Here is a 20576-nt window from a genome sequence, read left to right as displayed (position 1 = left end):
GCGAGCACCATCCGTGGCGCCCGCTGCGGACGATGGCGGCGGGCGGGATCGATGGCGGCTCAGCACCTGCGAGCCCGCTCAGGCCGCGTACCGAAACCTCACCGAAAGCAAAGTGTTCACGGTAACATCACGCCCAGTACCGATCTCAACGACGAGAGGCTCCACGAATGACGACCAGACGACGGATCCCGATCGCGGCGGCGGCGGTGATGGCGCTGACGGCGGGACTGCTCGCGGTCGGCCCGACCGCGCAGGCCGCCCCGGCCACCTCCCTCGACGGCGCGAAGGTGCTCGAGCTGCCCTTCGACGGCAGCATCAGCGACACCAGCGGCCGCGGGAACGCGGTCGGGATGCAGAAGGGCACCGCCGCGTACGGCACCGGCCTCGCCGGGCAGGCCTTCGAGTTCACCGGCTCCAACGCCGTGTCGCTCGGCACCGACGCCCGCCTCCAGCCCGCCGACCTCACCGTCTCGTTCTGGTACCGGCCCACCGCCGCGATGACCGGCGAGCAGGTCTTCACCTGGAGCAAGACGGCCTACAACTCCGACGGCTGGTACCTCACCTCCGAGAGCGACGCGACCCCGCTCGCGCTCTCGATCGGCCCCTCGACCGGGCAGCCCTACAAGGTCGCGATCGACACCGCGCGCGCGGGCTTCTTCCCGGCGAACGAGTGGACCCATGTCGTCGCCACCTACGAGCGGGTCACCAAGCAGGTCGCCTTCTACCGCAACGGCGTGAAGCAGCCCACCGTCACCAAGTACGAGGCGACCGGAGCGGCCACCGGCGTCCTCGGCTCCGAGAGCACCTCGATCAAGACCATCGGCTTCAACGGCCCCCAGTACAACGGCGCGCACCTGCGCGGACTCCTCGACGACTACGTCCTCTACGGGAAGGTCGCCACGACCACCGACGTCGTCGCCCTGACGAAGGCGCACAACGCCTCCTTCGATCCCGCCGCCGTCGCGAAGGCCGACCTCGACGCCGTCACCCTCCCCGCGAGCACGAGCACCGGCTTCTCGGTGCCCGTCCGCGGCGCGAAGGGCTCCGACATCGCCTGGACCTCCTCGAACGACGCGGCGATCGCGATCTCCGGCGGCACCGCCGCGGTCACCCCGCCCACTGGCGCCGCCACGACGGTCACCCTGACCGGCTCCTCGACCTACGGTGGGAGCACCCCTGTCACGCGGACCTTCACCGTCCAGGTGCAGCCGCAGGGGGTGAAGAGCTCGAGCTACCTCCAGGAGGCCGGATTGCCGGACGTCACCGTGCAGGACCCCTATCTCGCCAACGGCGAGCAGCAGACGGTCGAGTATCTGCTCAGCCTCGACCCCGAGATGTTCCTGCACTCCTTCTACACGCAGGCCGGTCTCGCGCCGACCACGGCCGGCGGCTACGGCGGCTGGGAGCGCGAGAGCGGCACCCGGTTCCAGGGCCACTTCTTCGGCCACTACCTCTCCGGCCTCTCGCAGGCGTACGCGACCGAGCAGGACCCGGCCACGAAGGCCGCGCTGCTCGCGAAGCTGACCGCCTCCGTCGACGGCCTGAAGAAGGTCCAGGACGCCTACGCCCTCAAGGACCCGGCGAACGCCGGCTACGTCTCGCCGTTCCCGGTGAGCTACCTGCCCTCCGGCGCCGACGGCCTGCTCGTGCCGTTCTACAACCTGCACAAGGTGCTCGCGGGCCTGCTCGACGCGCACCAGTACGCGCCGAGCGCCGTGTCGTCGAAGGCGCTCGTCGTCGCGGACGGCTTCGGCAGCTGGATCACGGCCTGGGCGGGCCGGCAGGCGAACCCCGGTCAGCTGCTCAACACCGAGTACGGCGGGATGAACGAGGCGCTCTACCGCCTCTACGAGACCACGCAGAAGCCGGCGCACAAGCGCGCGGCCGAGTACTTCGACGAGACGGCCCTGTTCCGCGCGCTCGCGAACGGCGAGGACGTCCTCAACGGCCTGCACGCCAACACGACCATCCCGAAGCTGATCGGCGCGCTCAAGCGCTACACCCTCTTCACGGACGACCCGGCGCTCTACGCGACGCTCACCGCCACCGAGAAGGCGGACCTCGACATGTACCGCCGGGCCGCCGAGAACTTCTGGCGGATCGTCGACGAGAGCCACACCTACGCGAACGGCGGCAACAGCCAGTCCGAGCACTTCCACGGCGCGGACACGCTCTACGAGTACGCGACGAACGGCCAGACCACCGGCTACGGGGAGAACTCCACCTCCGAGGGCTGCAACATCTACAACATGCTCAAGCTCACCCGGGCGCTGTTCCAGGTGACGAAGGAGGTGAAGTACGCCGACTTCTACGAGAACGCCTTCATCAACGGCGTGCTCTCGGTGCAGAACCCGGAGACGGGCATGGTCACCTACTTCCAGCCGCAGACCGCGGGCTACGCGAAGGTCTTCGGCAAGGAGCACGACGAGTTCTGGTGCGACCACGGCACCGGCGTCGAGAGCTTCACCAAGCTCGGCGACTCGATCTACTTCGAGGGCCCGAAGACGGTCTACGTGAACCAGTTCCGCTCGTCGGTGCTGAGCTCCGGCGGCAGCAACCTGAAGGTCACCCAGACCGCCGACATCCCGAACACCGACACCGCGACCTTCACGATCGCCGCGCTCGGAGCGGGAGCGGTCGCCGAGGGCACCACGCTGCGCCTGCGCATCCCGTCCTGGGTCGACGGAGCGCCGACGCTCACCGTGAACGGCGCCGTCCGCGACGTCGCCGCGCTCACCGAGGCCGGCTACGCCGTCGTCCCGGTGGCGGCCGGCGACACCCTCACCTGGACGCTTCCCGCCGCGGTCGCCGCGGTGGCGAACACCGAGAACGCGAACTGGACGGCCTTCACCTACGGACCGGTCCTGCTCGCGACCGAGCTGAACCGGAGCAACGTCGGCGCCTCCTACCCGGCCGGCGTGCTCGTGCAGATGAGCGTCGCCGACAAGACGGTCAACTCGAACGTGGTCGTCGCGAACGCGGCGCAGTGGACCGCGTCGGTGAAGCAGAACCTGCTCCGCCTGCCCAACGGCGCGAACGGCAACGGGACGACGACGATGCGCTTCGGCATGACGAACGTCGACGCGACGTCCGAGGCGCGGATCTTCCAGCCGTACTACAGCCTCTACAACGCGCGCTACGCGACCTACATGACGCTGATCGCCCCGGACTCCGCGGAGGCGCAGGCGCTGATCCTCAAGCAGAAGCAGCAGCTGCGGGTGGACGAGACGACGATCGACTCGCTGACCTCGTTCGACAACAACAACTCGGAGGCCGACAAGAACTACCGGTTCAACAAGTCCGGAGTCGGGACCTGGCGCGGCGAGGGCTACCGTGACGGCGAGCGCGCGGCGGACGCGTTCTTCCAGTACGACATGATCGTCGACCCGTCGCTGCCGAGGAACTACCTCGGCGTCCGCTACTACGCGGGCGACGCGGGGCGGACGTTCGACATCTACCTGAACGATGTCAAGCTCAAGACCGAGGTGATCTCGGGGGCCGCCGGCGCGACGAGCTGGTACGTGCAGTACGACGAGATCCCGAAGGCGGTGCTGGACGGCATCGCCGCCAAGGACAGCTGGAAGCGGAACCAGGCCGGGGCCTACGTGCTCGACGCGCAGGGGAACCGGGTGCCGAAGGTGACCGTGCGCTTCCAGGGCACCGGGACGGCGAGCAACGTCGGCGGCGTCTACGGCGTCTACACGACCGAGTCGACCGGCTTCGCGACGAACGCGGAGCTCGCGACGCTGACCCCCTCGATGGGCACGCTCTCGCCGGCGCTCGCCGCCGGGGTGCGCGATCTGACGCTGACGGTGCCGGCCTCGACGACGAGCGTCGCGCTCGACCTCGACCCGGCGACGCCCAGCGGGCTGGTGCGGGTCGACGGCGTCCTGATCGACGACACCGCGGCCCGGACGGTGGCGCTCGCGGCGTCGGGGACCACGAACGTCGTGATCACCTCCTCCGCGCAGGACCACACGACGATCGCGACCTACCGGCTCGCGATCGTGCGGGCCGCTCCCGCCGCCGCGCTCGACCTGACGGTCACGGCGACGACGCGCTGCGTGGCCGGCAAGGTCGTGCTGACCACGACGGCGCGCAACGACTCGAAGGCCGTGGCCGCGATCTCGATCGCGACTCCCTACGCCACGAAGTCCTACCCGGGCATCGCGCCCGGGAAGAGCGCGACGCAGGCCGACACCACCCGCGCCGTCTCGATCGCCGCCGGCACCGCGACCGTCACCGCGACGGCCACCATCGACGGCAAGGCGGTGACGACGACGAAGGCGGCCCCCTACTCCGCCCGCACCTGCGGCTGACCCGTCCCTTCCCCCTCCGCGAGATGCCACTTGTGCACGCTTTCCACGGCGTGTCGCGCTCGTAAATGGCATCTCGCGGCGGGCGATCAGGGGTGTGGGAGAGGCGTGGGGAGGGGCGCGGGAGGGGCGCGGGCGTTATGGATTCGTTACATAAGCGACCAAACCGGCACCACACTGCTTATGGGCAGGTCAAGGGGTCAGCATGACTCCCATGGAAAAGACAGGGAAGAACAGGCGCGTGCCGACGCTGCGGTTCACCGCACTCGCGGCCGTGGCCGGCATCGTCGTCGCGGGGGTGCTGCTCGCGATCGCCGAGCTCGTCGCGCTCGTGGTCGCCAAGAACGCCAGCCCGGTGCTCGCACTCGGCGCGTTCATCGTGGACATCGTGCCGCGCCCCTTCAAGGAGTTCGCGATCGAGGCGTTCGGCGCGAACGACAAGATCTTCCTGCTCGCCGGAATCGGCGTGGCCGTGCTGGTCGCCGCCGCCCTCGCCGGCGTGCTGCAGCTGATCCGCCCGCCGCTGGGCCAGATCCTGCTCGTGATCGCCGGCGGCCTCTCGATCGCCGCGATCGTCACCCGCACCGGCGCCACCGCGCTGTCGGCCGTGCCCACCCTGGTCGGCCTGGTCGTCGCGATGATCGTGATGCACCTCACCGTCTCGCGCCTGCGCCGCTGGCGCGCCGCCACCGCAGCCGAGAGGACCGGAGCGGCGCCCGCCGCCCGCCCGGTCGGCATCGAGCGCCGCGGCTTCTTCCGCGTCACCCTCATCGCCGCCGTGGGCGCCGCCGTGATCGGCGCCGGAGCGCGCGCCGTCAACGCCGCCACGTCCTCGCTCGCCAGCGTGCGCGACGCGCTGCGCCTGCCGAGCCCCCGCAGCACCGTCACGGTGCCCGCCGGTGCCGACCTCGGGATCGACGGCGTCACTCCGCTCTACACGCCCAACGCCGACTTCTACCGCGTAGACACCGCGCTCACCGTGCCCTCGATCGACCCGTCCACCTGGTCGCTGAAGATCTCCGGGATGGTCGACCGCGAGGTCACGATGTCTCTGCAGGACATCTTCGACATGGGCCTGGACGAGTACGGCATCACCATGACCTGCGTCTCGTACCAGGTCGGCGGCGACCTCGTCGGCAACGCGAAGTGGCTGGGCGTGCCGCTGCGCGACGTGCTGAAGAAGGCCGGCGTCCAGAGCGGCGCCGACATGCTGCTCTCGACGAGCGTCGACGGGTACACCGCCAGCACACCGCTGTCCGCGGTCACCGATGAGAACCGCGACGCGATCCTCGCGGTCGGCATGAACGGCGAGGCGCTGCCCTTCGAGCACGGCTTCCCGGTGCGGATGGTCGTCCCGGGCCTCTACGGCTACGTGTCGGCCACGAAGTGGCTGACCGAGCTGAAGGTCACCACCTTCGCCGCCGACGAGGCGTACTGGACCCCGCGCGGCTACGACGCCGAGGCGCCGATCAAGATGTCCTCGCGCATCGACACCCCGCGCATCGACGCCGCGATCCCCGCCGGCGCGACGAAGATCGCCGGCGTCGCGTGGGCGCAGACCACCGGCATCGCCAAGGTCGAGGTCAGCATCGACGACGGCGACTGGCAGGAGGCCACGCTCTCGACCCCGGTCAACCTCGACACCTGGGTGCAGTGGTTCGTCGACTGGGAGGCCGAGTCCGGCGCCCACTACGTCGCCGTCCGCGCCACCGACGCCAACGGCATGCTCCAGATCGAGGACCGCGCGGGCGTCGCCCCCAACGGCTCCAGCGGCTGGCAGCGCACCCTGGTCCGCGTCGACTGACGCGCCCGGATCTCGATAAGCGCTCTGCGAGCGCTGCTCGATCAGCAGGGGTCGGCCCCGCGCCGACCATGCTGGTCGAATAGTCGCGCAGCGGCGTATCGAGACCCACCCGAACGGACCCGAGACGGGCGCCGGCACCGGAGCAGCGCCCCGCATGCGTCCACTCGAGGGCGCGGGCTCCTGCGAGTGGACCCGAAGCGGGCTCTGGGCCTCCTGCGGACCCCATCTCGGGTCTGCACGCGGGATCTCGATACGCGCTCTGCGAGCGCTACTCGATCAGCATTGGGCGGCCCGCGCCCACCTTGCTGGTCGAGTAGCCGCGCAGCGGCGTATCGAGACCCACGCGAACGGACCCGAGACGGGCGCCGGCATCGGAGCAGCGCCCCGCATGCGTCCACTCGAGGGCGCGGACTCACGCGAGTGGACCCGAAGCGGGCTCTGGGCCTCCTGCGGACCCCATCTCGGGTCCACACGCGGAGTCTCGATACGCGCTCTGCGAGCGCTGCTCGATCAGCATGCGGCGCGCCCGCCATGCCGGTCGAGCAGCCGCGCAGCGGCGTATCGAGACCCACCGCGCCGGCCGCTACTCCGGGCGGAAGCTCGCCGCGTGGTGCTCGGGCGCGAGGTGCGGCCCGGTGCCGAGCATCCGCTCGCGGAAGGTGGCGCCGGTCGGCTCGGGGTCGAGGCGGCCGCGGCGGCGCAGCTCGGGCTGCACCAGCTCGACGAAGTCGCGCATCGAGGCCAGGCCGAAGACCGCCTCGAGCATGATCCCGTCCAGGTCGGTCTCCTCCATCATCCGCTCGAGCTCGTCCGCCACCTCGACCGGGTCGCCGGTGATCGCGAAGCCGCGGGTGCCCTTGCCCTTCAGCTCGTCGAGGATCTCCCGCACGGTCGGCGCCGTGCCGTCCGGCCGGCTGAGGAAGCGGTCGATGTTGCTCGTGCCCATCTGCCCCGCCTGGTCGTCGAGCACCAGCTGCTCGGCGAGCGTGCGGTCGAGGTCGTAGGCCAGCAGATCCACGCCCGTGTTGCCGGCGTAGTAGTGCGCGGCCAGCTCGTCCGTCTGCAGCGCGTCGAACTCGGCCCGCAGCCTCGCCGCCTCCGCCGAGGTCGGCGCCACGACGATCGTCACTCCCACCATGACCTTCAGCGACGCGGGGTCGCGGCCGTTCTCGGCGGCCCGGCGGCGCAGGTCCGCGATGTCGGCCGCGACCTTGCCGTAGGTCGACCCCTGCACGAACACGCACTCCGCGTTCTTCGCCGCGAAGGCGCGCCCCACCGGCGAGGTCCCCGCCTGGAACAGCAGGGGCGAGCGCTGCGGGGACGGCGGCAGCGTGTGGTAGCCGTGCGAGCGGTAGAACTCGCCCTCGTAGGCGACCGGGCGGATCCGCTCCGGATCGGCGAAGACGTTGCGCTCGTGGTCGAGCACGATGACGTCGTCGTCGTTGCCGCCCTCCCAGAACGAGAAGGCGACGTCGACGTACTCCTGCGCGGCCCGGTAGCGCTCGTCGTGCGGGACCATCGCGGACTGGCCGAGCATCGCGGCCATCGTGTTCTGCGAGGCGCCGGTGACGATGTTCCAGCCGATCCGCCCGCGCGTGACGTGGTCGAGGGTGGAGAACTTGCGCACCGCGTGCAGCGGATGGTCGGCTCCGGTGGTGCTGGTGACCACGAAGTTCAGGCGCTCGGTGCCGACCGCGAGCGCCGGGATCAGGTACGCGCCGTCGAGCGCGAAGGTCATGCCGGCCTCGACGAGGACGTCGGAGAGCTCGCCGCGGCGCGAGGAGTAGCCGAAGGAGCCGCCGGCGAAGAAGAGGAAGTCGAACCCGGCCTCGTCGAGCAGCCGCGCCATGCGCTGCCAGTAGTCGATGTCGCGGAAGTCGCCGTCGCGGCTGCGCGGGTGCGACCAGCTGATGGTGCCGCCGACGTGCGGCGTACCCGCTTCGAACACCCCGAGGACGATCCGCTTCTTCATGCTCTCCCGCGTTCCGGCCGGCGTCCGCCGGCGCTGCTCCGGGAACCCTAGCGATCGCGCGTTTCGGGGCTGTTGCGGGGGCGCTCCGGCGTCGGCCGCGCGCCGCGGGAGGTCAACCCCTCCCCGCCCGACGGGACGCGTGGAGGGAGGGCGGCGGATACTGGAGTGCACCCGATAGCAGACAGATGTCGGACTGCGCGCAGCGCGGCCCGGCGAAGGAGGAACGGTGAAGGCCTTGCGCTACACCACCGTCGGACAGGCCCCCGAGGTCGTCGAGATCGAGAAGCCCGTGCCTGGTCCGGGCGAGATCCTGCTGAAGGTGACCGCCGCGGGCGTCTGCCACTCCGACGACTACGTGATGAGCCTCCCCGAGGAGGACTACCTCGCCCAGCACTACCCGCTGCCGCTGACCCTCGGCCACGAGGGCGCCGGCGTGATCGAGGAGTTCGGTCCCGGCGTCGAGACCGGCCTGCAGATCGGCGAGGCGGTCGCCGTGTACGGGCCGTGGGGCTGCGGACACTGCCTCAACTGCTCGCGCGGCGCCGAGAACTACTGCACCAACGCGGAGGCCGAGGGCATCCGCCCGCCCGGGCTCGGCAACCAGGGCTCGATGGCGGAGTACATGATCGTCGACGACGTCCGCCACCTCATCCCGATCGGCGACCTCGACCCGGTGAAGAACGTCTCGCTCACCGACGCCGGCCTCACTCCGTACCACGCGATCAAGCGCAGCCTCCCGAAGCTCGGCGCCGGCACCTACGCCGTCGTCATCGGCTCGGGCGGGCTCGGTCACGTCGGCATCCAGATCCTCAAGGCGCTCTCGGGCGCGACGGTGATCGTCCTCGACGTGAGCGAGGAGAAGCTCGAGCTGGCGAAGCACGTCGGAGCGGACGTCACGCTGATCAGTGACGCCTCGGCCGCCGACAGGATCCGCGAGATCACCGGCGGGCTGGGTGCGAACGCCGTGTTCGACTTCGTCGGCGCGAACCCGACCATCGCGACCGCCGTCGCGGCGGCGGCCGTCGAGTCGGACGTCACCATCGTCGGCATCGGCGGCGGGACCGCCACGATCGGCTTCGGCGCGATCGCCTACGACGCGGCCGTGCGGATCCCCTACTGGGGCACGCGCAGCGAGCTGATCGAGGTCTTCGAGCTGGCCAAGACCGGCCGGATCGACGTCGAGGTGCAGCGCTACGCCCTCGACGACGCGCCCCGGGCCTACGCGGACCTGCACGACAACTCCGTGCGCGGCCGCGCGGTCATCGTCCCGTAGGCCTTCGCATGCCGGTCGAATAGCCCCGCAGGGGCGTTCCATGCTGGTCGAGTAGCCCCGCAGGGGCGTATCGAGACCCACGTCCTGCAGAACGGTGGATCTCGATACGCCCTCTCCGAGGGCTACTCGATCAGCATGCAGGGGACCCCGCCGCCCTGCCCTAGCCTTCGAGGATGCGCTCCCGGCTCCTGCACGCCCGCGAATCGTTCTGGTTCCTGCCCACCCTCTTCGGAGTTCTCGCGATCGGCCTGGCGTTCGGGCTGATCGAGGTCGACCGGCTGCTCCTGCGCGCGGGGATCCAGGACCTCCCGCTCGTCGAGGACCTCTCCGCGACCGGCGGCCGGGCGATCCTCTCGGCGATCGGCGGCACGATGCTCGGGGTCGCCGCGACCTCGTTCTCGATCACGATCTCGGTCCTCGCGACCACGTCCTCCGCCTACGGTCCGCGGCTCGTCCGCAACTTCATGGCGGACCGCGGCAACCAGGTCGTCCTCGCCGTGCTGACCTCGACGTTCCTCTACTCCCTGATCGTCCTGCGCTCCGTGCACACGGAGGAGGACGCGACCCTCGCCTTCGTGCCGGTCGTCGCGGTGGGCTTCGCGGTGCTGCTGGCCGTCGGCGACGTCGCGGTGCTCGTCTACTTCATCCACCACATCGCGCTGTCGGTGCAGGTGACGACCCTGCAGAAGCGCGTGCTCGGCGAGCTCGAGGACGTCATCGCGGAGCTGTCGGGGGAGGGGGAGCGGGACGCGCGCGAGGAGCCGTTCCCGTCCGGCGGCGTCGTGCTGACGGCGCCCCGCGCGGGCTACATCGAGCAGCTGGAGCTCGAGCGCCTCGTTGCGCTCGGCGCGCGCCACGACGCGGTGCTGCGGATGCTCGCCCAGCCCGGCGACCATGTGCTGGCCGGCGACCCGGTGCTCGAGGTCTCCGGAGGGGGCGACGGCTCGGGCGACGGAGCGGGCGACCTCGCGGAGGCGGCGCTCGCCGCGGTCGTGATCGCCGACGCGCGCACCCCGCACCAGGACCTCCGCTACGCCGTGCAGCAGGTCGTCGAGATCGGCGTCCGCGGCCTCGCGACCGGCACCAACGATCCCTACACCGCCGTCAGCGCGCTCGACGCCCTGACCGGCGCGCTGGTCGAGTTCTGCAACGGCGACGGCCCGCGCACGCGCCTGCGCGACTCCGACGGCGTCGCCCGCCTGTTCTGCACCTGGCCGAGCGCCGCGGACCTCCTCGCCGAGGTCTACCTCGCCCTGCGCGCCTACGCGCTGGACCAGCCGCTCGTCGTCCGCGCCGGCATCCGCCTGGCGCAGCGGCTCGAGCCCGTCGCCCGCGGCGCCGCCCGCGCCGAGCTGCACCGCCAGCTCGAGGCGTTCGCGGCCGCCTACGACGCCGCCGACCGCGACCTCCTCGAGACCCCGGTCGTCCGCCGCGACCTGCAGGAGCTGCTCGAGCGGCTGTCCACGCGGGAGCGTCTGCAGAGCTGAGGCCGGGAGGTGCGGATCGCAGGATCCCGCCGCCCGGCTCTCGTCGCGGCGACGCACGGGGAGCGGTGAACTGCACAGTCCGCGCCGTTCTGCCTCCTCGGCGTCAGATCGTGGCTCCGAGAGCTCCTCGAGTGCGACCCTGTCCGGGCTCGACCCCCGAGACCAGCCGCACCCCCGAGGAGCCACCGTGCCACGTCCCCGCCTCCGCTTCCTCCGCGCCGACCGTCACCGCGCCCGGACCGCTGCCGCCGCCTCCGTCCTCCTGACCGTCGCGCTGCTCGGCTCCGCGGTGACCGCCGCCCGAGCCGCGGACTCTCCGTCGACACCGTCCGCTGCTTCCGAGGGGCGGGGCGCGCCGCCCTCCGCGGTCGCCGAGCACCCGAAGCTGGCGGTGACGGCGCGGGGGGAGATCCTGCGGGAGGTGGGCGAGAGCGTGAAGGTCGGCACCCGCGTCAGAGTGAGCTACCACGTGACCAACACCGGCGACGTCCCGCTCACGGAGGTCGGTCCGAACAGGGTCGCCCTCCCGATCGGTGAGTCGATCGACATCGTGGACGAACGAGGTCTCACGCAGGCCGAGGTCGCAAACCGCGGATACATCCTGGCCAGTGGCGCGATATCGGCGAAGACGCCGGCGGGAACCGCCTACCGGTCACCGGACTTCACCGTCACGGTCGGCACCGTGACGGCGGGCCCCCTCACTCCGGCTCAGGCCGCGGAGCACCCGGGCCTGACGGTCTCCGTCCGGGGCGGGTTCGTGCTGGAGCCCGGCGAGGAGGTCGTGGCCGGAACGCCGGTGAGGATCGTCCTCCGCACCGTCAACACGGGGGACGTGCCACTGATCGGGGTGGGCGGCGACGAGAACCTGGCGGTCGGCGCAGCCGTCGAGACGGAGGAGGAGGTGACGGTCTCCCCCGCGGATCTCGAGAGGGGCTACGTCCCGTACTACGGCTCGGTCCAGGCCACGACGCCCGCGGGATCCTTCTACGCGTCTCCCCAGTTCCTGTACGAGCTCCCGGTTCCGCCGTCCCGGACGACGCCGACGCAGCCGACACCGCCGGTGACGCCGCCCGTGGCGCCGACTCCGACCGTGACGCCGACGCCGCCCGTGACGCCGACTCCGACTGTGACTCCGACGCCGACTGTGACTCCGACGCCGCCCGTGACTCCGACTCCGACCGTGACGCCGACTCCGACTGTGACGCCGACTGTGACGCCGACGCCGCCCGTGACTCCGACTGTGACGCCGACTCCGACTGTGACGCCGACGCCGCCCGTGACTCCGACTCCGACCGTCACGACGAGCCCGACCCCGACGGCCCAGCGCCCGGCGCTGAAGGCGACGGTCACCGGCACGCTCGTCCTCGCGCCAGGGGGGACGCCGAGGGTCGGCACGACCGTCGCATGGGCAGTCACGCTGACCAACACGGGTGGCGTCGATCTGCACGGAGTGCGGCTGCGCGCCTCCGACAGGTCGGTCGATCTCCCGGTCGGCGAGTCCCGGATCCTCGTCCAGTACTCCACGGTCAGGGCGCACAACCTCGAGACGAGGCGCGTCGCGACGATCGCGCAGGTGACCGCTCGCACACCCGGCGGTGCGCTGGAGCACCTCGAGGTCCGCGGCGCTCGGCTCCTGCGCGTCCGGTAGCGGTCAGCGCAGCGGCGCCGTCGAGGCGCGCAGCACCAGGCGCGCCTGCACGGCCGTGCGCTCCTGGCGCTCGCCGGTGCGGATGCGCGCGGCCAGCATCTGCAGGGCCTTCTCGCCCAGCAGCTGGTGGTCGAGATGCATCGTCGTCAGGGGCGGCGAGTAGTAGGCGGAGTCGGGCATGTCGTCGACGCCGACGATCGAGTAGTCGCCGGGCGCGGTCCGCCCGCGCTCGGCCATCGCGCGGAGGAAGCCGAGCGCGATCTGGTCGTTCGCGGCCGAGACCGCGGTGAACGAGTCCGGATCCACCGCCCGGCCCTGGGCGGCGCCCGACTCCGCGTCCCACTCCGCGCAGCGCAGCACCGGGAGCGGGGCGACCCCCGCCTCCGCGAGCGCCGCCCGGTAGCCGCGCTCGCGGTCGACGGCCTCGTTGCGGTCGCCGGGGCCCGCGAGGTGCAGGATCCGCCGGTGCCCGAGCTCGAGCAGGTGCCGGGTGCCGAGGAAGCCGGCGCCGTAGGAGTCGGCGTAGGTGGAGTCGCCGGCGGGCCCGCCGCGCTCGGACCGCGTCACGACGGGGACGGACGCGGCGATGTACTCGACCAGCTCGTCGAGCCCGCCGTAGGGCGTGCCGACGATGATCCCGTCGACCTGGAACGAGAGCAGCTTGTCGACCGCGTGCCGCATCTCGTCGCGCGCGCCGGGAGCGTCCGGCCCGACCTCGAGCAGGGCCGTGATCAGCGAGAGCCCCTCGGCGCGCGCCGCGCGGCTGACGCCGGTGAGCAGCTCGGAGTGGCCGTAGTTGAGCGGTCCCATCGCGAGGAAGCCGACCGTGTCGGTCCGCTGCACTCGGAGATTGCGGGCGACGCGGTTGTGCCGATAGCCGAGCTCGGCGATCGCCGCCTCGATGCGCACGCGCGTCGCCGGAGCGACGTAGCCGCCGGTGAAGAAGCGGGAGACGGTCTGCGCGGAGACCTCGGCGTGCCGGCCGACGTCGGCCATGCTCGGCCGGGCGCGGGAGGGGGAGGTGCTCGTCATCGAGGCTCCTCCCTGACGGCGACCCGCCCACTCTACTGAGCGGAATCCGACCCGATTCCCGTTACCCGATCGTGACCCATCAACCGGTTGCGCGCATTGTCGGCCGAATGTGTTATCGATAACGTATCCCTCATCCACCGCCGCTTGAGCTCCAGTCCCGGCCCCGTTCGGCGGATCCGACGTCGATGTCGCGCTGCTGCGATGTCGAGCAGCGAAAGGACGCGAAGATGCGTGCTCTGACCCGATCCCGTGCTCTGACCCGATCCGCCGCCCTCGCCACGGGCGCTCTCCTCCTCGCAGGCCTGGCCGGCTGCTCCGCGAGCGGCGGCGACTCCGGCGGGACGACCGAGATCACCTGGTTCAAGCTCACCGAGTCGGCCGACTCCGCCAACGCGACGATCAATGAGATCGTCAGCGACTTCGAGGAGGCGAACCCCGACATCTCGGTCAAGGTCGAGCAGCGGGCGGTGGACGCGCACAAGGACGCGCTGCGCACCACGCTCGGCACCAGCGGCGCCCCCGACCTCTTCTTCTCCTGGGCCGGCCCCGGCCTCGGCGGCGAGTTCATCGACGCCGGCGCGAGCCTGGACCTGAAGGAGTACTACGACGAGTACGGCTGGGCGGACCGCTTCTCCGACACCACGCTCTCGACCGTCACCCAGTACGGCGGCTACGACGGCGTGCCCTACACCCAGCGCACCGAGGCGGTGTTCTACAACAAGGACCTCTTCGAGCAGGCCGGCATCGACGCCGCCCCCACGACCTACGACGAGCTGGTGGAGGACGCCGGGAAGCTCGCCGACGCGGGCATCACCCCGTTCGAGTTCGGCGGCACCGTCAACTGGCACGTGATGCGCCTGCTCGACAGCCTGCTCGAGACCGAGTGTGGCGCCGACGGCTACCAGGCCCTCGTCACCGGCGAGGCGAGCTGGGCCGACGAGTCCTGCGTGACCGACACCTTCACCGAGTTCGCGACCTGGACGAAGGACTACGTCAACGACGGCTTCATCTCGATCAACAACGACGAGTCGAGCTCGCTCTTCTTCAGCGGCAAGGCCGCCATGGCGATCGAGGGCGACTGGTTCAACCAGCAGATCCGCGACGCCGGGATGTCCGAGGACTCGGTGGGCATCTTCGCCTTCCCGACGGGCACCGACCGCATCTACGGCTTCAACGAGAACAACTACGTCTCCGCGAACTCCGAGCACCCGGACGAGGCCGCGAAGTTCCTCGACTACCTGACCTCGCCCGAGGCGCAGGCGAAGTTCATCGCCACCTTCGGCAGCCGCTCGGTCAACGTCGACGTCACCCCCGAGGACCAGAGCGCCTTCGACGCACTCTGGAACCCGATCGCCGAGGCGGCGACCGGCGTCTACATGAACAACGACCAGAACCTCTCGCAGTCGCAGACCACGGAGTACTGGCGCATCCAGAACCTCGTCGCGACCGGCGAGCTCGACCCGGCCGACGCCGGCAGCGAGTTCCAGACGTTCATCGACCAGCAGTAGCCGCCGCGGGCGGAGGGGGTCCCGCGCCTCCTCCGCCCCGTGTCCCCCGCCCGAGCCGCCCGAGCCCGAGCATCCCCGTGTCCGAGACGTCCGAGAGGTCCGACATGACGACATCCACCCCCGCCCGTCCGCGGCGGGCCGCCCCGGAGCAGCCGCGCCCGAAGCGCCCGCGCCGCCGGGCCCTCGCCCGCTTCGGCGGCACCGGCTTCCTCGCCGCTCTGCCGTTCCTGGCGCCGGCGCTCGCCGCCTACCTCGTCTTCGTGGTCGGCCCCTCGCTCGAGTCGGTGCGGCTGAGCTTCTTCGAGTGGTCCGGCTTCCAGGGCGCGCCGCAGGTCTTCGTCGGTCTGCAGAACTACGTCCGCATCTTCACCCAGGACCCGGTGTTCTGGACCGCCTTCTCGAACACCCTGATCTGGGTGGTGCTCTCGCTGTTCATCCCGGTCGGCCTCGGCCTGGTGATGGCCCTGGCGCTCAACCGGCCTCTGTTCGGCCGGAACGCCTTCCGCTCGCTCTTCTACATCCCCGGCGTGCTCGCTCCGATCGCCATCGCGAACATGTGGCGCTGGATGTACAACCCCAACTACGGCGTCGGCGTGAACCTCGCCGAGCTGCTGAACCTGCCCTGGCTGGCGGAGGTGCAGTGGCTGGGTGACAAGAACCTCGCGCTGTACTCGATCTTCGCCGCCTTCGTCTGGCAGATCGCGGGCACCAACATGGTGCTGTTCCTCGCCGGTCTGCAGAGCGTGTCGCCCGACCACGTCGAGGCGGCCCGGCTCGACGGCGCGAACGCCTGGCAGGTGTTCCGCAACGTGACGATCCCGGCCCTGCGGCCGACCACGGTCATCGTCGTGGTCCTCACGATCATCAACTCGATCAAGGTGTTCGACCTGATCGTCGGCATGACCGGGGGTGGCCCCGCACAGCAGACGCAGGTGCTCGCGCTGTGGTCGTTCCAGCAGTCCTTCAACAACCACGAGTACGGCCAGGGCAACGCGATCGCCACGGTCCTGCTCGTGATCACCCTCGTCATCGTCGTCCCGTACATGGTGTGGACGGCACGTCAGGAGAAGAACTCATGACCGTCACGAGCATCCCGACCAGCGCGCCGGGCCTGGTCGAGCCGCCGAAGCGGCAGCGCCGTCCGGTCGGCGGGCGGGACTACATCCGCATCGCCCTGTGGATCGCGCTGGTCTTCGCCGTCCTGATCTGGGCGATCCCGCTGGTCTTCATGGTCTTCACCTCGCTGAAGAGCGAGACGGACATCTTCGGAACGCCCGCCTTCGTGCCGCCGTGGTCTCCCGACTTCGGCAACTACGTCGAGGCGCTCGACCGCGGGAACCTGCTCACCGCGGGCGGCAACAGCCTGCTCATCGCGCTGATCAAGGTGCCGGTCGGGCTCTTCATCTCGGCGGCCGCCGCCTTCGCGCTGGCGCGGCTGCGGTTCCGTCGGCAGCGCCTGCTGATGGGGGTGATCGCGCTCGGCGCCATGGTGCCGATCCAGGTCGCGATCGCGCCGCTGTTCCAGGTGATCAACGGGCTCGGGCTGCTGAGCAGCAACGTCGGCATCATCCTGCCGTACATCGCGTTCGGCCTGCCGTACCAGACCTTCATCCTCTACGGCTTCTTCCGGCAGATCCCGGAGGAGATCGACGAGAGCGCGCGCATCGACGGCGCCGGCAACTGGCGGCTGTTCCTGACGATCATCCTGCCGCTGGCGCGCCCGGCGCTCGCCGCGCTGTTCATCCTCGACTTCGTCTCGACCTGGAACGAGTACTCCATCGCGCTCGCCCTGCTGCAGAGCCAGGACTCGTGGACGATCCCGCTCGCCCTGCAGGGCTTCCAGTCGCAGTTCACCAGCTCGTACGGGCCGCTGAACGCCTTCACCATCATGTCCGTGTTCCCCGTGCTGATCGTCTACCTGATGTTCCAGCGCTACTTCGTCGAGGGCGCCTTCGCCGGCGCCGTGAAGGGCTGACCGTGCCGCACACCACCGACACCGCCGACACCGCCGAGCGGTTCTCGCCCGAGACGCGCCTGTTCGAGGTCCTCCGCGACCCGCGTGGCCACGCGATCGTCGAGCGCCACCTGCCCGGGCTGGTGCACTCCTCGATCCTGCACACCCTGCACGGCTACCCGATCGGCCTCGTCGTGGACACCGAGGAGTCGCTCGCCCCGGCCGAGCGCGAGGCGCTGCTCGCCGAGGTCGCCGCGATCCCGACCGAGGAGCCCGCCCCGGTCCGCGAGCAGGAGCGCTTCGTCGAACCCTCCGCCGACTACGAGAGCGCGGACGTCGCGCTCGCCTCGGCCGTCGTGTCCGCACCGGCGACCGCCTCCGTCCACGGGCGCTTCGAGATCGAGCTGCGCGGCCCCTCGCACGGCAACCCGTTCGTCGACGTGGCCCTCTCCGCGATCGTCGACGGACCCGCCGGATCGGTGCGCGTGCCCGGCTTCTACGACGGCGACGGCGTGTACCGCCTGCGCTGGATGCCGGAGACGACGGGCGATCACGCCTGGACCACCTCGAGCACCGCCCGATCGCTGGACGGCATCACCGGCTCGGTCTCGGTCGGAGCCGCGGAGGCGGGCCGCCACGGACCCGTGCGCGTGGCCGACACCTTCCACTTCGCGCACGCCGACGGCACGCGGCACCGCCCGCTGGGCACGACCTCCTACGCCTGGACGCACCAGGGCGACGAGCTCGAGGAGCGGACGCTCGCCTCCCTCGCGACGGCTCCCTTCACCAAGATGCGGATGTGCGTCTTCCCGAAGTCGTACCTCTTCAACGAGAACGAGCCGGTGCTGTACCCGTTCGAGGGCTCGGCGGAGGAGGGCTTCGACCACCGCCGGTTCGATCCGGAGTTCTGGGCGCACCTCGAGCGGCGCATCGAGCAGCTCGGCGAGCTCGGCATCGAGGCCGACCTGATCCTCTTCCACGCCTACGACCGCTGGGGCTTCTCGACGATGGACGCCGTCGCCGACGACCGCTACGTGCGCTACGCGGTGGCGCGGCTCGCGTCGTTCGCGAACGTCTGGTGGTCGCTCGCGAACGAGTACGACCTGCTGTTCGAGAAGACGGAGGAGGACTGGGAGCGCTTCGCCCGCATCGTGGGGGAGGACGACCCCTCGCGGCACCTGCTCTCGATCCACAACTGCCGGGACTTCTACGACTACTCCCGCTCGTGGATCACCCACGCCAGCATCCAGCGGCAGGACGTCTACAAGACGGCCGAGATGACGACGGAGTGGCGGCGCTGGGGCAAGCCCGTCGTGATCGACGAGTGCGCCTACGAGGGCGACATCGATCAGGGCTGGGGCAACATCACCGGTGAGGAGCTGGTGCGCCGGTTCTGGGAGGGTGCGCTGCGCGGCGGCTACGTCGGTCACGGCGAGACCTACGTGCACCCGGAGGACGTGCTGTGGTGGGCGAAGGGCGGCGAGCTGCGGGGAACGAGTCCCGCGCGCATCGCCTTCCTGGAGTCGGTGCTGGCCGAGGGGCCGGAGCGCGGGCTCGAGCCGATCCCGCTCGACTGGGACGTGCCGCGCGCCGGCGTCGAGGGCGAGTACTACCTCTACTACTTCGGCTTCGACCGGCCGACCTACCGCCGCTTCCTGCTCGAGCCCGACGTGTCGTACACGGTCGACGTGCTCGACACCTGGGCCATGACGGTCGAGCGGCTGCCGGGCACCTACTCGGGTCGCTTCCGCATCGACCTGCCGGGCCGCGAGTACATCGCGGTGCGCCTGCAGCGCGCGCTTCCATGCTGATCGAGTAGCCCGCGAAGCGGGCGTATCGACCAGCATGGAGCGCGGGCGTCCTCGATGGCGACCGGCCCGGTCCATGCTGGTCGAGCAGCGGCCCCGGGCCGCATATCGAGACCCCGCCACAGGACCTCAACCGGGGCCCGTGCTTCGTCCAGCCCCCACGACGCGTCCATTCGCAGCCGCCGAGTGCACCGACTGGACTCGGGATGGGGTCTGCTCGTCGTCGCGACCCCGATATGCGTCCGTTCGTCTATCGCGTGTCGAGTCGTGAACCGCGGCCGAATCTCGGCCCCACTTGAGGGGCCGATCACGGCTGGTCCTGCCACTGTGTGATCGAGCTCGAACCCTGCACAGCGTGGCATCGCCGGATCAGTCACCGAGATGTTCGCCACACCGCGCAGCGGGCACAGTGCGGCACGCGCGTCGCCATCGCCTCTGTCCTTCAAGGAGCTCCGGTCCGGCTGCTGCAGGAGTTGACGCCGCGGCTCGGGAGGAGGTCACGCCGGCAGGTGGGGGTATCCGGTCGACGTGCGCGGTCGTTGTGCCAGTGCTCTGATGAGGCGGACGAGCCCGATGCTCCCGCTCAATGGAATTGCGAAGAACAGAAGGCTGAAGCCCACGCCGGTAGCCCAGTGAGTGGTGGTCGAGTCGGGACCCTGCGTGGCCAACCCCGCCGCCAGGAACACCAGCCCGATGTAGGTGATCGTGAGTACTGCGAGGGTGCCGGGTCGTCGCAGACGCTCCGCAGGGGTTCGCCAGCTCGTCGGTGGCTCGAGGGAGCGGCGCAGGAGTCTGATCACCAAAGTCCCGAGCAGCCCGAAGAACCCTGTACTTCCCAAGAGCACGCCGACCGTCACGAGTGAGTAGGAGAGACGTGGGTCGGATGACGCGAGCGAGCCCCAGATGGTGGGGATGAACCCGATGACGCCGCAGCCGAGAGCCGCCCAAATGCCGAAGCCGCCACGGAGAACGGGTTCTCGGCGTCGCTGGCCGCGCAAGGGCGGCAGTGCGATGTGCCCCTCCTCCCGATCGTCCCTGGGACGAGGAAGGGGCGGGGGCGCGGGGACGCCGACCGGCGGGCTGCCGTAGGGAGCCGCGGTGGGCGGCGGATAGTCAGGCTTCGCCTTGGCGGTCGAGTCCGCATCCGCGGGAGCAGGAGCGCTCGGGACGGATGGAGCGACTGCCGTCGGCGGGAGTGGCCTAGTGGTCGCCGGTGCACTGGACTGAAGTACCGCCGGAGCGCTGCCGGGTCCGATCAGTTCTTTGACGGGAATGTCCCGGAGCGGCGCCTCGATGCGGATCTCGGGTCGACCTGTCACCGTCACAGAAGCGGCGACGTCCGAATCTCTCTTGAGAAGACCTGGGGAGAACGTGACGGACGGACGCCCGGTCAGGCTCCAGTTGTCCGACCTGCTGCCGTTGCCGGCCCAGTCGAGTCCCTGCGCCTCGCGGCCGATGAGCACCTCGATCGGACGTCCCGCGTCGAAGGAGTCGGAAGGGATGTCGGCCTTCCCTTGATTGCGGAGCGTCAGGTCGAGACGCCATCTGTCGTTCTCGAGGGAGTGGAGCTGAACAGCGATCAGCAGGAGTCGCTTGGGGTTGTTCCGCATGTAGCCGATGTAGATCGGCACAACCGAGGCGATCGTCGCGAGAAGGCTCAGGACGGCGACGACGATCTCGATCTCCATTCCGGAAGTAAAGCACTCACAGTATTCGTATGCATGATGCCCAGCGGCAGAGGGCCGAGAACCGGTGGTGACCTCGTTTATCGAGG

12 protein-coding genes are annotated in these 20576 nt (G+C 70.5%); 9 read left to right on the top strand and 3 right to left on the bottom strand.

Features of this window, described 5'->3' with window-relative positions; all coding sequences use genetic code 11:
• Window positions 1-167: 167 nt before the first annotated feature.
• Both HQQ82_RS12160 and HQQ82_RS12155 read left to right on the top strand, forming a co-directional pair.
• A complete protein-coding gene (locus tag HQQ82_RS12160) occupies window positions 168-4319 on the top strand; it encodes a beta-L-arabinofuranosidase domain-containing protein (RefSeq protein ID WP_173233505.1) in 4152 nt (1383 codons plus the stop codon).
• Window positions 4320-4530: 211 nt separating this feature from the next.
• The gene (locus tag HQQ82_RS12155; RefSeq protein ID WP_173233503.1) at window positions 4531-6120 is read left to right on the top strand and encodes a molybdopterin-dependent oxidoreductase; all 1590 of its coding nucleotides are present in this window, start codon (window positions 4531-4533) and stop codon (window positions 6118-6120) included.
• A gap of 583 nt (window positions 6121-6703) precedes the next feature.
• Here HQQ82_RS12155 and HQQ82_RS12150 read toward each other — a convergent pair.
• Window positions 6704-8092: an NtaA/DmoA family FMN-dependent monooxygenase gene (locus HQQ82_RS12150; protein ID WP_173233501.1), complete on the bottom strand. Its 1389-nt coding sequence runs from the start codon at window positions 8090-8092 to the stop codon at window positions 6704-6706.
• Window positions 8093-8318: 226 nt separating this feature from the next.
• Between HQQ82_RS12150 and HQQ82_RS12145 the strand changes: the two genes are divergently transcribed.
• From HQQ82_RS12145 to HQQ82_RS19565, 3 genes are all read left to right on the top strand, one after another.
• Complete coding sequence (locus tag HQQ82_RS12145; protein ID WP_173233499.1) at window positions 8319-9365, top strand: NAD(P)-dependent alcohol dehydrogenase; 1047 nt, start codon at window positions 8319-8321, stop codon at window positions 9363-9365.
• Window positions 9366-9538: 173 nt separating this feature from the next.
• The gene (locus tag HQQ82_RS12140) at window positions 9539-10852 is read left to right on the top strand and encodes a DUF2254 domain-containing protein (protein WP_173233497.1); all 1314 of its coding nucleotides are present in this window, start codon (window positions 9539-9541) and stop codon (window positions 10850-10852) included.
• A 187-nt stretch (window positions 10853-11039) separates the two neighbouring features.
• On the top strand, window positions 11040-12500 hold the full coding sequence (locus HQQ82_RS19565; protein WP_216848536.1) for a hypothetical protein: 1461 nt from the start codon (window positions 11040-11042) through the stop codon (window positions 12498-12500).
• 3 nt (window positions 12501-12503) lie between these two features.
• On the opposite strand, the gene HQQ82_RS12130 is transcribed toward HQQ82_RS19565, so the two are convergent.
• Window positions 12504-13532, bottom strand: coding sequence for a LacI family DNA-binding transcriptional regulator (locus HQQ82_RS12130; RefSeq protein WP_173233495.1), 1029 nt, complete (start codon window positions 13530-13532; stop codon window positions 12504-12506).
• 227 nt (window positions 13533-13759) lie between these two features.
• Between HQQ82_RS12130 and HQQ82_RS12125 the strand changes: the two genes are divergently transcribed.
• From HQQ82_RS12125 to HQQ82_RS12110, 4 genes are all read left to right on the top strand, one after another.
• Window positions 13760-15040: an ABC transporter substrate-binding protein gene (locus HQQ82_RS12125; protein WP_173233492.1), complete on the top strand. Its 1281-nt coding sequence runs from the start codon at window positions 13760-13762 to the stop codon at window positions 15038-15040.
• A 104-nt stretch (window positions 15041-15144) separates the two neighbouring features.
• Window positions 15145-16119: a carbohydrate ABC transporter permease gene (locus HQQ82_RS12120; protein WP_173233484.1), complete on the top strand. Its 975-nt coding sequence runs from the start codon at window positions 15145-15147 to the stop codon at window positions 16117-16119.
• A complete protein-coding gene (locus HQQ82_RS12115; protein ID WP_173233482.1) occupies window positions 16116-17015 on the top strand; it encodes a carbohydrate ABC transporter permease in 900 nt (299 codons plus the stop codon). Before HQQ82_RS12120 ends, HQQ82_RS12115 begins: the two co-directional genes overlap by 4 nt.
• 2 nt (window positions 17016-17017) lie before the next feature.
• Window positions 17018-18805 carry a DUF5605 domain-containing protein gene (locus HQQ82_RS12110; protein ID WP_367947922.1) on the top strand — a complete coding sequence of 596 codons (1788 nt, stop codon included), beginning with the start codon at window positions 17018-17020 and terminating at the stop codon, window positions 18803-18805.
• Window positions 18806-19299: 494 nt separating this feature from the next.
• Here HQQ82_RS12110 and HQQ82_RS12105 read toward each other — a convergent pair whose 3' ends face one another.
• Window positions 19300-20490 (bottom strand): hypothetical protein, encoded by a 1191-nt coding sequence (locus HQQ82_RS12105; protein WP_173233480.1) that lies wholly within the window; start codon window positions 20488-20490, stop codon window positions 19300-19302.
• Window positions 20491-20576 lie beyond the last annotated feature (86 nt).

Source organism: Rathayibacter sp. VKM Ac-2856 (genome assembly GCF_013205055.1).
Taxonomy (GTDB): Bacteria; Actinomycetota; Actinomycetes; order Actinomycetales; family Microbacteriaceae; genus Rathayibacter.
This window is presented reverse-complemented; position numbering and strand designations above follow the sequence as displayed.

Excerpts from the sequence above, each read along its gene's own strand:
- HQQ82_RS12160 (WP_173233505.1), top strand. The coding sequence starts at position 168 with ATGACGACCAGACGACGGATCCCGATCGCGGCGGCGGCGGTGATGGCG.
- HQQ82_RS12155 (WP_173233503.1), top strand. The coding sequence starts at position 4,531 with ATGGAAAAGACAGGGAAGAACAGGCGCGTGCCGACGCTGCGGTTCACC.
- HQQ82_RS12150 (WP_173233501.1), bottom strand. The coding sequence starts at position 8,092 with ATGAAGAAGCGGATCGTCCTCGGGGTGTTCGAAGCGGGTACGCCGCAC.
- HQQ82_RS12140 (WP_173233497.1), top strand. The coding sequence starts at position 9,539 with ATGCGCTCCCGGCTCCTGCACGCCCGCGAATCGTTCTGGTTCCTGCCC.
- HQQ82_RS12130 (WP_173233495.1), bottom strand. The coding sequence starts at position 13,532 with ATGACGAGCACCTCCCCCTCCCGCGCCCGGCCGAGCATGGCCGACGTC.
- HQQ82_RS12125 (WP_173233492.1), top strand. The coding sequence starts at position 13,760 with ATGCGTGCTCTGACCCGATCCCGTGCTCTGACCCGATCCGCCGCCCTC.
- HQQ82_RS12120 (WP_173233484.1), top strand. The coding sequence starts at position 15,145 with ATGACGACATCCACCCCCGCCCGTCCGCGGCGGGCCGCCCCGGAGCAG.
- HQQ82_RS12115 (WP_173233482.1), top strand. The coding sequence starts at position 16,116 with ATGACCGTCACGAGCATCCCGACCAGCGCGCCGGGCCTGGTCGAGCCG.
- HQQ82_RS12105 (WP_173233480.1), bottom strand. The coding sequence starts at position 20,490 with ATGGAGATCGAGATCGTCGTCGCCGTCCTGAGCCTTCTCGCGACGATC.